Below are 13,017 nucleotides of genomic sequence, written 5' to 3'. Positions count from 1 at the left end.
TGTTCCTCTTGACAGGAGCAGGCTTTTTCTATTCAATAAAAGTAAACCAATAGTTTACTTTTTCGATTGTCAAAGGGAGGAAAAAAATTGGCGTCAAAACGAGAGGTAGAAAAGCAACGGAAGAAAGCCACCATTATCGACGCAGCCGAACAACTCTTTTTCTCAAAAGGCTACGAACAGGCTACGATGGACGATTTGCGTGCTGCTGCACACCTCAGCAAACGCACCCTTTACGTCTATTTCACCAGTAAAGAACAGATTTACTTCGAGATTATGATCCGCGGCTACCAAAAGTTGATTGCGCTGCTTGATGAAGCCCCTCAGACCGCATCGGTCATTGAACGCCTGAGACATATGGCAGATACCTTCTACCAATTCAGTAAAATGTACCCGCAGTACTTCTCAGCGATTTTCTCCTATGAAAACCGCACGACTGATTTTACGCAAAGTGTGCCGGACCCCTCAAAAGAGGAATGTTATGCGCTTGGGGAAGTTGTGCTCGGAAAGTTCACCGCCCTTTTACAGGAAGGTAAAAATGAAGGGGTGCTTCAAATCGATCAAGATGTCACGCTGACAGCGATGATCCTCTGGTCATCCATGAGCGGCGTGCTGCGTACAGCAAAACTGAAGAAAAATTATTTGGAGAACGATCATGCCATCTCACCTGAGTCCCTGATCAACCAAGCGTTTGTGCTGATGATGCGTTCTATCCGAAACAATTCCGGAGGTTCATTAAAATGAAAACAGAAGGTGTGAAAAAAAACATGCTGATTCTCGCTGCCTGCCTGCTCGCCACTCTCTTCCTTTTTCTAGTCGTCCTGTTTGCCGCCGGAGGACTTTTCCAGACGAAAACCTATCTTCAGCCTTGGGACAAAACATACGCCAAAAATTTTAAAGATCCGCGCATCCGCCTCGCTGCCTACGGTCTGCTCGCAGCCAACGGGCACAACATGCAGCCCTGGATCATTAAGCTGGACAAAAAGGATGCCATGACCTTTTATTTGTTCGCCGACCCAGAACGCATGTCGCTGCAAGCCGATCCTGAAGCGCGGCAGCTGATGGTCACTCAAGGTACCTTTCTCGACTATGTTGCCGTCGCCGGGCAATCCATCGGCTTTTCGGTCTCCATCACCCTGTTCCCCAAAGGCACTTATGATGAAAACCATCTTCAGCACAGCATGACCGTGCAGCCCGTTGCCAAAATTCAATTAAAGAAAGCAGCACCCAAACCGTCTCCGCTCTTTAATAGCATCTATATTCCCGATACAAATCGAGAGGCTTATCAATCAAAAAAGTTAACCGCCGCACAAACGCTTGCGATTGAAGCGCTCGGAGATTCACAAGACGTTGAAACGCATGTTTACCAAGACCGCAAGAACGTGCAAACGCTCGGAAAAATCGCTATGGATAGCGCTGAGATTGAAGCGCAAACCAAACGCGTGATGGATGAAGCCGCAGCAATCTTCCGGGCCAACGAATACCAGAAAAACCAAACACGTTACGGATTTTCCTTGGAAGGGCAAGGTACATCCGGATTCAAGCTTTACTTCATGCAAGGCTTGATCACCCTGTTTCCATTCCTGAACAGCGACAAAGCTTCTGCTGATTTGATGATTCAATCCACGCGAACCGCGCTTGATCACACGCCTGCCTATGCAATGATCACAACAAAGGAGAACAGCCGCGCAAGCCAAGTAAAAAGCGGTATGATCTACAGCCGTCTGACACTAACCGCCGCCCATCTCGGACTCGCTGTTCAACCGGTCAGCCAGGCATTGGAAGAATATCCGGAGATGCACGATCCCTATCAGAACATCCATCATTTATACGCGCCAAACGGTCAAACCATTCAGATGCTCGTACGCATTGGAACACCAACGAAAACCGTCCCGCAATCCATGCGTCGAGACATTATCGATTTAATCAAGCACTAAACACATATAGGAATTAAATGAAAACGATCAAAAGAGAACACTTGAACGGCAAACAAACGGAGACTCTGCCCGATCGGCAAAGTCTCCGTTGTTCTTTTTTATGGAGCCTAGCGGGATACCGCCATAGGTTTCTGTTAGTGTACTTAGTTAATTAATTACTGCGAATGAACTGCTTACAGCGCATTCATGCCTTTTAACGTTTCGTTTCTAATTAATTCAACCGCCTGCGCCTTATAATCAAGAAATTTTTTGGATGTTTTAATATGGTAATCTCTTGGTCTTGGAAATTCAATTGGTATTATTTCTTTTATTTTTCCAGGGCGCGATTCCATAACAACAACACGGTCAGCCATAAAAATTGCTTCATCAATATCATGAGTAACCAAAATAACGGTTTTTTGAGATCGTTGCCAAACATCTAGCAGTAGTTCCTGCATCAGACTCCGTGTCTGCATGTCCAACGCGCCGAATGGCTCATCAAGCAAAATCACATCAGGATCATTTGCCAGTGCACGTGCAATAGCAACGCGCTGTTTCATTCCCCCAGACAACGCCTTAGGATATGCATTTTCAAACCCCTTTAATCCAACAATCTCAATATATTCTTCAGCAATCTTTGCTCGCTCTAAGGCCGGCATTCCTTTTTCACGCATACCGAATTCTATGTTTTTTTGAACCGTTAACCATGGAAAAAGGGTGTACGACTGAAAAACCATCCCTCGATCAGCACCTGGATCCACGATCTCGCTTCCATTAATCAACACGGTTCCTTCAGAAGGTGTTTCGAGCCCACCGATAATTCGAAGCAAGGTCGATTTCCCACATCCCGATGCGCCAAGAATTGAAACAAATTCTTTGTCTCTCACTTCAAGATTGATCTCGCTCAGCGCCTGAATTGTCCGTTCCTTTTGCTTAAATGTTTTCGACAGACTTGAGATCACGAGTTTTTGAACGGGTTTACTCATGTGCGCTCATCCTCCTTAGCTCCATGGGAATAATCGTTTTGACAGAAATTTGAATAGATAATCAAAGATAAGGCCGATCAGCCCAATAATCAGGATGCCGACAAAAATATTGGATGTTTTCAGCATTCGCTGCGATTGAATAATCATATATCCGATTCCGGAAGATGCGCCCACCAACTCAGCAACAATAATATAAGTCCAGGCCCAGCCAAGCACCATGCGCAAAGAGTCCATAATACTGGGCATACTAGCCGGTAAAATCACCCGCCATAAGACTGCTGCCCGCGATGTACCAAGTGTGTAGGATACATCAATGAGATCGGTCTGGACGCTTTTTGTAGCCGCTGCAACCATTAGAATTAACTGCGGAAAACTCCCCATAAAAATGACTGCTATTTTTTGTGACTCGCTGACCCCAATCCAAAGAATGAAAAGGGGAATGAAAGCAGATGCCGGCAAATAGCGGACAAACGACATGAGTGGCTCGAGAAATCCTTCAATCGGCTTATAGGTGCCAAGCATGATGCCCAGCGGAACCGCAATCACAGCTGCCAAAAGAAAACCAACGAGCACGCGAAGAACGGTTACCCATATATCATGAGTAAAATTCAGTTGTGTGAACAGATCAACGGCAGCTCCATAGGTAGCCGTTGGCGTAGGAAGAAATATAGGATCAACCATCCCCCCGTACGTCAGAATACCCCAGACTGCCAATACAACAAAGAAGCCGATGACTCCTAATGTTAGATACAAACTGTGCTTGATGTTTGTCATTGGTGTAAATAACCTTTTCAGCGATATACCTGGTTTTTTTCCATTTTTATTCATTCTCACGGCCTCACGGCCTCCTTCCGATCAACATTCTCTTCAGAACGCATCTTGTCCATTCTTGATTACTGTATGGACACAATTCATGGCTGTATGATAAATAAGATATTTGTAGCTTGGACAGCTAAGCAAAACAAGATCAGCTCTTTTTCCGGATTCAATGGTGCCGATCGTATCGGAACGTTTCAATGCCGCTGCCCCATTCAAAGTGAATGCGGTCAGCGTTTCCTCGCTGCTCATCTGCATGTGAATCCCCGCAAGCGCAAAAATAAGCGGCACAGAATAAGTAAAACAGCTGCCGGGATTAAAGTCGCTGCCTAAAGCAACCGCACAGCCCGCATCAATCATTTTGCGTGCACCGGCGAATGGCTTATTCAAACAAAAAGCAGTTGCCGGAAGCAACGTGGCGACAATTCCTTTTTCAGCAAGCGATCGAATTCCCGCTTCAGAGGCTTCTAGCAAATGGTCAGCAGAAACCGTGCCAACCTCAGCCGCCAGTTCGGCTCCGCCCATTGATTCTATTTCATCCGCATGAATCTTCAGCAATAATCCATATTTTTTTGCCTTATTTAATAATTGGCGCGATTCATTAATGGAGAAAACACCGTCTTCACAGAAGACATCACAGAAATCCGCTAAATGCTCCTGAGCAATTTTTGGAATGACCTTTTCCATCATAAACTGAATATACGCTTGGTGGTCGGTTTTGAACTCGCGAGGAATCGCATGTGCCCCTAGATACGTGGACACAACATCAACCGGGTGGTCAGCATTTAATTGTTTCATCACGCGAAGCATGCGTAGTTCCGTTTCCATATCGAGTCCGTATCCGCTTTTCCCTTCAACCGTAGTGATCCCCAAACGAACCATGCCATTCAGTCGCTGACGGCCGCTGCTATAGAGCGATTCAAAAGTATCTGCACGTGTTGCTTGAACCGTATTTTCAATTCCTCCTCCAGCTTTCATAATTTCCATATAGGACTTGCCGGACAAACGCATTAAGAACTCATCGGGTCTGAAACCTCCGAAAATGAAATGCGTATGGGAATCAATGAAACCTGGAACAACACTTTTACCCGAGGCATCGGTGAGCGTGTATTGATTGAGGTCAAACCGGGACATGATCGCATCACTTGTATCAACGGCAACAATCATGCCGTCCTCAATGACAATCGCACCATCCTTTATTGTCTTAATCCGGGACATTTCCTTTCCTACACGCGCTTTTGTCCCTGTCGGCGTTGCAATTTCCGACGCATGAAGAACGATTCGCTTATTCATTGCTCGTGCCTTCAATTCCGCTCAGTCTAGCAAGCAGTTCTTCATCGACCAGATAAGGGATCGTCAAATAATTTTTCCCCTTGTATTTCTGATTAAATGCAATGGCTGTTTCCATCGAATGCTCGTTTCTCGCCCAGTTTCTTCGTGCGACACCGCCCATCACATCCCAAAGGATTGCTTGCTTAATGATTTCATCCACACGTGTGCTGCCGTCAAGCACCAAACCGAAGCCGCCATTAATGGATTTGCCAATTCCCACACCGCCGCCATTGTGGAGCGCAACAAGACTCATCCCGCGGGCGGCATTGCCTGCAAAGCATTGTACCGCCATATCCGCCATCACATTGCTCCCGTCCTTGATATTGGCCGTTTCTCGAAACGGTGAATCCGTCCCGCTCACATCGTGATGATCACGTCCGATCATCACCGGTCCGATCTCATGGCTTCTCACCATCTCATTAAATTTCAGTGCAATCGCAATCCGTCCTTCTGCATCCTGGTACAGAATTCTCGCTTTCGTCCCGACAACAAGCTGATTTTTCTCCGCGTCGCGAATCCAATTATAATTATCACGATCCTGATACCGTCTGTTTGGATCAATACAAGCCATCGCCGCCTGATCCGTTTTTCGCAGATCTTCATCTTTTCCGCTCAGGCAAACCCAGCGGAACGGTCCGTAACCATAATCAAACAGCTGCGGTCCCATAATGTCTTCCACATAAGAAGGGAGTGTAAAACCGTCTTTATCATCGCGGCCGTTCTTCGATATTTCGGTCACCCCTGCATCGTAAACCGCTTTTAAAAATGAGTTGCCATAATCAAAGAAATAAGTGCCTTGATCAACAAGTGCTTTGATGCAGGCGTAGTGATGTTTCAGTGATTGATCAACGAGCTGATTGAATTGCGCGCGATTTTCACTCAGCATCGTAGTCCGTTCATCGAATGTAAGCCCCTGCGGACAATATCCGCCCTCGTAAACGGCATGACAAGAAGTTTGATCAGACAGTAGATCTACCTTGATGCCATGCGCAACCACATAATCGAGCAGGTCAACAATATTTCCGTGGTAGGCGATAGATACGGCTGTTCTATCATTCAAATGCTTCTTAGCTATCGTAAAAAGCTCATCAAGGTTATCCGATGCTGCATTTACCCAGCCCTGACGGAGACGGGTGTCAATCCGTGACCGATCAACTTCAGCAATAATTCCGACTCCATTGGCAATCTCCACTGCTTTTGGCTGAGCCCCGCTCATGCCGCCCAAGCCCGAACTGATAAATAAATGTCCGGAAAGATCTGCTTCATTTGTAATCCCCAGTTTTTCGCGCCCAGCATTGAGCAGCGTGTTATACGTACCGTGAACAATGCCCTGCGGACCGATATACATCCACCCGCCTGCCGTCATCTGACCGTAATTGGCGACCCCCATCTGCTCGGCAATCTCCCAGTCCTTTAAGTTGTCAAATTCGCCAACCATCAGTGCATTGGTCAGAATAACGCGTGGAGCCTCAGGTTTAGTTTTAAAAACACCAAGTGGATGGCCGGACTCAAGCACCAGCGTCTGATCGCCCTCCAGACTTTCAAGATATTTTTTTATTAAACGATACTGCATCCAATTCTGGCAAACGCTGCCGGTCTCCCCATAGGTGACCAGTTCATACGGGTACAGTGCCACATCAAAATCGAGATTATTGTCAATCATGACTTGGAACGCTTTGCCCTCCATACATTTCCCTTGATAGGCATCAATTGGCTTGCCATAGATGCGGCCTGCAGGTCTAAACCGATAACCGTAAATACGGCCGCGCATCTTCAACTCATTAAGAAATTCTGGAATCAATTGTTCATGAAACGTTTCAGGAATGTAGCGCAGCGCATTCTTTAACGCAACGCTTGTCTGCTGCGGGCTCAGCGCATAGCCTCTATCCGGTGCACGCCGAATGTTGGCGACAAATTCGGGATAATCAGGCAGCTGCTGTCCTTCATCCAAAATCGATAAAGAATAATGTGAATCAGGTCGAACAGGCATTCCAAAAGCCTCCTTTATTATTCAAAGATTCTGTCCATCGCTGAAATGGCTGAGTCATCAAATCGCTTACTTACCGACAAAGTCACCGTTAATCATATCCGTTGCTTTCGGCTGTTTACTGATCAGCTTGACCTTTTTCCAGAAGGTTGCAGCTTTATCCGTCACATCGTAAATCAAACCTGGATCACTCTTTGTTCCAAAGTATTTAATATTGCCTTCCTTATCATAGAAAGTAACATCTGGTTCTGTGGCTTTAAAATCTGCAACGGTCTGCCCCATACTTTTTGCCATAATCTTGTCGGCTTCATCAGGATGCGCTTTCGCATAATCCAGTGCGTCATACCATGCGTTCACAATCCCTTGAACCAGTTTCGGATTTTCATCAACAAAGTCTTTACGCAGTCCGAGGGAATCGACAATTAATCCCGGCGTTTTATCACTGGAAAGAAGAACATGACCAAACGGCGTTTTCTCAGCTTTGGTCAGCCAGGGCTGCCAGGTAACTGCTGCATCGACTTTACCGCCGACAAAAGCCGCTCCGGCGTCACCAGCACTCATATTGACAATCTTCACATCATCCATCGTCATCTTGTTTTGATCAAGCATGTACATAAACCAGAAATAGCTTGCCCCACCGCTTGTATCAATGGCAACCTTTTTCCCCTTAAGGTCTGCGAACGATTTAATATCCTTCTTGGCAACAATCCCATCACCGCCGCTCGACGTATCCAAAGCCAATACTTGATAAACAGGGATATCAGCAGCTGCTGTCATGACATGTGTGTCGACCGTTGTAAAAAAGCCCTGAATTCGGTTTGCAGCCATCGCGGTGCGCCGATCGCTTGCACTCTGAATGGTCTGCAACTTCACTTTCACACCATTTTTCTCAAAAAACCCTTTTTCCTCTGCAAGATACATCGGTGCGAAACCGATCCAGGATGAAATGCCGAGCTTCACGGTTCCCTTAAACTGATTTTTGCCGCTTTTACTGCTCCCGCTTTTTGATGATGAGGAACAGCCGGAAAGGAGCAAGGCTGCGAACATGAGGCCGACAAGAATGAGCACAACGAACTTTTTCATATAATTCCCTCCAATATCAAATGATTCTATTAATTTAGATAACTGCATCTTTAGAGTGTCCGCCATTTATCACAGTAATGACATTCGCAACCGCGCGCGCCTTGAGCGTCGTCAGCGATTCAATCGATAAATAGGAAACATGCGGAGTGACGTAAATATTTGGACAGGAAAAAATAGCTTCACTGCCTTTCGGTGGCTCGTTTGCGATCACGTCCAGCATGGCCCCAGCAATGTCTTTATTTTTTACCGCCTCGATCAAATCTCCTTCATTCAGAACACGCCCACGTGAAGTATTAATAACATGTGCAGTCGGCTTCATCAGCTTAAATTCAGGCATCGACAGCAATCCGTCGGTCTCAGGTGTATACGTCGTATGCAGCGTTACATAATCTGCTTCCGACAACCCCTCTTGCAGTGTGACTTTCCTCACCCCATGATCAAGGGCATCCGAACCGTTCAGGCGTGGATCATGAACAAGCACACGGATATGAGCAGCTTGCGCCTTTTCCGCGACCTTTTGACCAATTCGTCCAAAACCAATAATCAACAGCGTCGATGAAGCAATGCGTGGAGTGAGTGCGGATGCAGCTTGCGCTCCCCACGGGCCGTCATTCGCAATTTTTAAATAATAAGGCAAATTCTTGTTGAAGAAGTAAATGGCAGAAATCACATAATCAGAGACATCCTCAACGCAGTAACCAGGAACATAGGTAACCGTTATCCCTTTGGATTTTGCTGCATCAACCGCTACTCGATCATACCCTCCCCCATAAATAGCAATGATCTTGCAATGCTCCAATTTCTCAATAGTCTCTTTCCCGATGGTGACATAAACTTGACAAAGAATCGCGTCGGCATATCGACCAAAATCTACAAGATCCTTTTGATAATCATTTCCCGAATACCTAATGACACAGTTTGGAAAAGCCTGTTTCAGTCGTTCCTGTTCAATGGTGTAATCCGACCATTCCTCATCAATAATCCAAATCAACGGTTTCAAGACATCACCTCCCCAAATTAGTTGTTTTTTTATTCTGTTAATTTTTATCAAACGCCTTTAAGCGAACAGAAACGGACTTTCCATGCGCATGCAAGCCTTCCACTTTTGCAAGCTGCATGCAAGCCTCAGATAAATTCAGGCAGCCCTCTTCGGTGATTTCTTGATAAAATGACGTCTTAATAAAAGTTCCTACCCAAACACCATTCGAATATTTAGCTGTACCCATTGTCGGCAAAATATGATTGGTGCCTGAGACATAGTCGCCGAATGCTACCGGAGCATTCGCGCCAATAAAGAGTGAGCCGAAGTTAATCAGTTTAGTACTGACTTTCTTAGCATTCCTGGTTTGCACTTCCAGATGTTCCGGCGCGATCTCATTGGCAATCGCAATCGCTTCTTCTAAATGATCAGCAAGAATAACTTGACCGTTATCCTTCCAAGACTGGCTGGCAATCCGATTGGTTGACAGCTCGTCTGAATACTTCTCAAGCGACTGCTGCACCGCCTCGATCATTTTCCGATCCGTACAGACAAGGATGGTCTTAGTATTCGGATCATGTTCCGCTTGGGCGAGCAAATCAATGGCAACAAAATTAGGATTTGATGCTTCATCTGCAAGAATCAGTACTTCACTCGGACCGGCAAAACTGTCTATGCCTACATCTCCCAGTACCTGACGTTTCGCTTCGGTTACAAAACGGTTCCCAGGGCCAACGATCATATTGACCTTCGGAATGGTTTCCGTCCCATAGGCCAAAGCCGCAATGGCCTGAGCGCCGCCGATCGCATAAATTTCATCTGCACCGGCGATGTCCATAGCTACGAGTACAGCCGGGTGTATGGTGCCATAGTCCCTAGCCGGAGGACAGCAGGCAGCAACACTTTTCACTCCAGCAATTTTAGCTGTAAGTATAGACATCAGTGCAGAACTGGGCAGCGGATAACGCCCACCTGGAATGTACGCTCCGCAACGCTCTACCGGGATTAGACGATGTCCTAGAGTAACGCCAGGAACCGGGTTGCAGCCTCCCATTGCTTTTAAACATTGATATTGATTTTCAGCATAGAAACGAATATTTTTTGCTGCAAATTTCAATGCATCGAGCGTTTTAGGTTCAACCTTTTTATAGGCTTCACTTATGGTTTCTTCGTTTACCTTGACCGATTCAAGCGAAACATGATCGAACTGTTCAGCCAGCTTAATTAATTCTTGATCTCCGCGCAAACGTACATTGCTTATGATTCCGGAAACTAAATCCATCAGTTGCTGATCGCGTTCATAGGTTTTCTTAGCTGCTTTCTTGATCCACTCCATTAAAGACCGACCCTCTCATACATAGTTATCGTTGAAATACCTTGGGACAATGGCTCATAAAAAGCGGGGCATCCTCGATCGGAACAATATGTGTAATCCGTTTGGCTTCACCAAACAGTACATCAGCCTAAACAACCCGAACATCCCTAATCCATAATTTCTTAATGCCTTCACGGGTCACTCATCTCTCATCCTGCTGTCCAGCCGCCATCGACACTGAGCGATTGACCGGTAATATAGTCAGAAGCAGGTGCGGCAAGAAACAACAAAGTTCCTACTAGATCATCAGCCGTGCCGATCCGTCCAAGCGGAATTTTATTTTCAATCCACGCTTTGTGCTCAGGATCATTGAAGAAGGGTTGCGTCATTTCTGTCAAAAAATAACCAGGGAAAATAGCATTCACCTGTATGCCGTATGGCGCGAGTTCTAGCGCAGCCGTTTTGGTCAGCTGAGTAATTGCACCCTTCGAGGAACAATAGACAGATGACCCCGGAAGGCCGATGACACTACCGAGTGATCCGATATTAATTATCTTGCCTTGTTTTCTCGTCTTCATCTTTCCTGCTGCGGCTTGTGTCAGAAAGAAAACAGCTTTTAAATTGACGTCCATAATCGCATCGTAATGATCCTCGGTTACCTCGAGAAAAGGTTCGGCAATCTCAGTTCCAGCGTTATTTACAAGTACATCGATGGCTCCGAAGCATTCCTCAATTTGATCGACAGCTGCCTTCAGTCGGTTGAACTGTGTGACATCAAGAACCACTGCTTCCGCATCACCCTGTTCCTGTTCAATGATCTGTTTTGTTTCAATCAGATCATCCAGCGACCGCCCAACACAGATACATTTGCATCCGGCGCGTCCTAGTGCAATCGCATACCCTCTGCCAAGTCCCCTTCCGGCACCGGTAACCAGCGCTGTTTTTCCTTTAATTCGAAAAAGCGATAATTCATTCATGCCCCCATCTCCGTTCAGGATTGAATGGTTAATTGACCATGATCGGCATCGACACGGATCTGATTGCCATTCTTGACATGTTCATAGAAGTCCTTCGGCACACGATCAACAACAGGCAGTTCCATAATAATTGAACTGGCAACAAGTACCGTATCCGGATATTTGATGATTAAAGCTTTCGGCCCTTTCCCACTCATTTTCAACTGATACATACCGTCCGCCTGGACAACCGAGCTCCCTTTTCCACTTGGAAAAACAAGAATTTTGTCGGCAATGGACTGACCTTCCAGACAATGATTTTTCTCAATGACGATACCGGTCTTCGGATCGACAAGGTAAAAACAGAAATCGTCGGTTGAAAGCAGGACTTCCCCTTCAATGACGCCTTCAGATACTTTATGGCATGCATAGGTTTCACTCATGACACTTCACCTCTCATAGCAGCTTCAATGCAATCTTCCACCTTCCGAATCACAAACTGCATATTCCGTCTTTTCGTGTAGTAAGCACATTTCGGCGAGTCAGTGACCCCTTTCTTCCCGTAAAGGAATTCCCAGCATGGTTGATCCATGCAGGTATCATCAACAATATCTCCGCCAGCGGCCTGCAATGTTTCAAGATAGCCCATACGCGTGGCCAATTCTTTTGTCAAAGACGATGTCATGATCCAAAGCTTTACTTTAAGCTTTTTCCCTTTAACCAACTCTGCAACCTGTGCCACTTGATTCAAATTGAAGTGCGGACAACCAAATAGGGCAAAATCAATTTTCCCAACCGGATCAGTAATCTCTGCATGTACTTGATCCAAGTCTTCTTGTGTGATCGTAATGATACGTTCAGGCTCATCCCCTTGAAATGCATCTTCAATAGTCCGCGCTTCAGGAGTGACTCCGACAATATGATACATCGGTACATTGCCTGCCGTATTGAGCTGAGCACCAAGATTCATCAAAGCTGCTGGAGAGGGATTTGTCGGCAGATTGACAAAAACCGGTGTTTTAAACTGAAGCTTCTTTGGAACAGCATAGCCAAGCAGCTGATAATCAAAATCGTTTTTCACGTCGGCTTGAACATCGACGAGCACCTGCCCTTTGCGATTCTCATCAAGCAAAAAGCCGTAGAGCGGCGTTCTGCCGGTTATCGCAGCACACAGTGCACTTTGTGCCGATTCACGGTTTGTTCTTGCACCGTAAACCGAATTGATAAATGGTGTTGCACTCGATTCAGAGAAAGCAGTGATTTCACCAAACCGTGGCACATTCTTTTCAAGATAAGGCGTACAATCAAAAGTCAGTGTAGCGCCTATTTCTTTATAAGCCTGTCTGGTTCGGCGAATTGTTTGTTCATCTTCCTTCGAAATGGTCGTAATACACTGAAAATATTCAAGATTAAAGCCCGGGTTGACCGTTGGCGATACCCGGCATGTAGCTCCTGCATTCACAAGTTTTTCAACAAACCACAGATCTGCTTCCTGATTACTCAGTGCAACATGTGTCCGGCTGACCTGGACCATTTTCGGTGCATCGAAAACTTCGCCGAGTGCAACTTGGATTTTCATTGCAATCTGTGTACCCTTGCCGTATTTTCCATCCAACATTTCTTGTTCTTCAACTGTTAGCTGCATAGAAT

12 protein-coding genes are annotated in these 13,017 nt (G+C 46.0%); 2 read left to right on the top strand and 10 right to left on the bottom strand.

What is annotated here, in order from left to right:
• Positions 1–87: 87 nt before the first annotated feature.
• Entirely contained in the window at positions 88–741 is a 654-nt protein-coding gene (locus tag AA84_RS0108745; protein ID WP_028976889.1) for a TetR/AcrR family transcriptional regulator, read from the top strand.
• Complete coding sequence (locus AA84_RS0108740; RefSeq protein ID WP_028976888.1) at positions 738–1,934, top strand: Acg family FMN-binding oxidoreductase; 1,197 nt, start codon at positions 738–740, stop codon at positions 1,932–1,934. The genes AA84_RS0108745 and AA84_RS0108740 overlap by 4 nt, the downstream gene beginning before the upstream one ends.
• 173 nt (positions 1,935–2,107) lie before the next feature.
• On the opposite strand, the gene AA84_RS0108735 is transcribed toward AA84_RS0108740, so the two are convergent.
• From AA84_RS0108735 to AA84_RS0108690, 10 genes are all read right to left on the bottom strand, one after another.
• Positions 2,108–2,899 (bottom strand): ABC transporter ATP-binding protein, encoded by a 792-nt coding sequence (locus AA84_RS0108735; protein WP_028976887.1) that lies wholly within the window; start codon positions 2,897–2,899, stop codon positions 2,108–2,110.
• 15 nt (positions 2,900–2,914) lie between these two features.
• On the bottom strand, positions 2,915–3,727 hold the full coding sequence (locus tag AA84_RS0108730) for an ABC transporter permease (protein WP_236628082.1): 813 nt from the start codon (positions 3,725–3,727) through the stop codon (positions 2,915–2,917).
• A gap of 39 nt (positions 3,728–3,766) precedes the next feature.
• Positions 3,767–5,008 carry an imidazolonepropionase gene (gene hutI / locus AA84_RS0108725; protein WP_028976885.1) on the bottom strand — a complete coding sequence of 414 codons (1,242 nt, stop codon included), beginning with the start codon at positions 5,006–5,008 and terminating at the stop codon, positions 3,767–3,769.
• Positions 5,001–7,037 carry a urocanate hydratase gene (locus tag AA84_RS0108720; protein ID WP_028976884.1) on the bottom strand — a complete coding sequence of 679 codons (2,037 nt, stop codon included), beginning with the start codon at positions 7,035–7,037 and terminating at the stop codon, positions 5,001–5,003. The genes hutI and AA84_RS0108720 overlap by 8 nt, the downstream gene beginning before the upstream one ends.
• Positions 7,038–7,103: 66 nt before the next feature.
• Positions 7,104–8,117, bottom strand: a complete 1,014-nt coding sequence (locus tag AA84_RS0108715) for an ABC transporter substrate-binding protein (RefSeq protein WP_028976883.1) — start codon at positions 8,115–8,117, stop codon at positions 7,104–7,106.
• A gap of 34 nt (positions 8,118–8,151) precedes the next feature.
• A complete protein-coding gene (locus tag AA84_RS0108710; protein ID WP_028976882.1) occupies positions 8,152–9,117 on the bottom strand; it encodes a C-terminal binding protein in 966 nt (321 codons plus the stop codon).
• Between the two features lie 37 nt (positions 9,118–9,154).
• Positions 9,155–10,432: a histidinol dehydrogenase gene (gene hisD, locus AA84_RS0108705; protein WP_028976881.1), complete on the bottom strand. Its 1,278-nt coding sequence runs from the start codon at positions 10,430–10,432 to the stop codon at positions 9,155–9,157.
• A gap of 188 nt (positions 10,433–10,620) precedes the next feature.
• Complete coding sequence (locus AA84_RS0108700; RefSeq protein ID WP_028976880.1) at positions 10,621–11,388, bottom strand: SDR family NAD(P)-dependent oxidoreductase; 768 nt, start codon at positions 11,386–11,388, stop codon at positions 10,621–10,623.
• Between the two features lie 14 nt (positions 11,389–11,402).
• Entirely contained in the window at positions 11,403–11,810 is a 408-nt protein-coding gene (locus AA84_RS0108695) for an aconitase X swivel domain-containing protein (protein WP_028976879.1), read from the bottom strand.
• The gene (locus AA84_RS0108690) at positions 11,807–13,012 is read right to left on the bottom strand and encodes an aconitase X catalytic domain-containing protein (RefSeq protein WP_028976878.1); all 1,206 of its coding nucleotides are present in this window, start codon (positions 13,010–13,012) and stop codon (positions 11,807–11,809) included. Before AA84_RS0108690 ends, AA84_RS0108695 begins: the two co-directional genes overlap by 4 nt.
• Positions 13,013–13,017 lie beyond the last annotated feature (5 nt).

The sequence above is a fragment of the Sporolactobacillus terrae DSM 11697 genome, from assembly GCF_000648615.1.
Taxonomy (GTDB): domain Bacteria; phylum Bacillota; class Bacilli; order Bacillales; family Sporolactobacillaceae; genus Sporolactobacillus; species Sporolactobacillus terrae.
The sequence above is the reverse complement of the archived record's forward strand: the minus strand, read 5'-3'. Positions and strand labels throughout refer to the sequence as shown.

Excerpts from the sequence above, each read along its gene's own strand:
- AA84_RS0108740 (WP_028976888.1), top strand. The coding sequence starts at position 738 with ATGAAAACAGAAGGTGTGAAAAAAAACATGCTGATTCTCGCTGCCTGC.
- AA84_RS0108735 (WP_028976887.1), bottom strand. The coding sequence starts at position 2,899 with ATGAGTAAACCCGTTCAAAAACTCGTGATCTCAAGTCTGTCGAAAACA.
- AA84_RS0108730 (WP_236628082.1), bottom strand. The coding sequence starts at position 3,727 with ATGAATAAAAATGGAAAAAAACCAGGTATATCGCTGAAAAGGTTATTT.
- hutI (WP_028976885.1), bottom strand. The coding sequence starts at position 5,008 with ATGAATAAGCGAATCGTTCTTCATGCGTCGGAAATTGCAACGCCGACA.
- AA84_RS0108720 (WP_028976884.1), bottom strand. The coding sequence starts at position 7,037 with ATGCCTGTTCGACCTGATTCACATTATTCTTTATCGATTTTGGATGAA.
- AA84_RS0108715 (WP_028976883.1), bottom strand. The coding sequence starts at position 8,117 with ATGAAAAAGTTCGTTGTGCTCATTCTTGTCGGCCTCATGTTCGCAGCC.
- hisD (WP_028976881.1), bottom strand. The coding sequence starts at position 10,432 with ATGGAGTGGATCAAGAAAGCAGCTAAGAAAACCTATGAACGCGATCAG.
- AA84_RS0108700 (WP_028976880.1), bottom strand. The coding sequence starts at position 11,388 with ATGAATGAATTATCGCTTTTTCGAATTAAAGGAAAAACAGCGCTGGTT.
- AA84_RS0108695 (WP_028976879.1), bottom strand. The coding sequence starts at position 11,810 with ATGAGTGAAACCTATGCATGCCATAAAGTATCTGAAGGCGTCATTGAA.
- AA84_RS0108690 (WP_028976878.1), bottom strand. The coding sequence starts at position 13,012 with ATGCAGCTAACAGTTGAAGAACAAGAAATGTTGGATGGAAAATACGGC.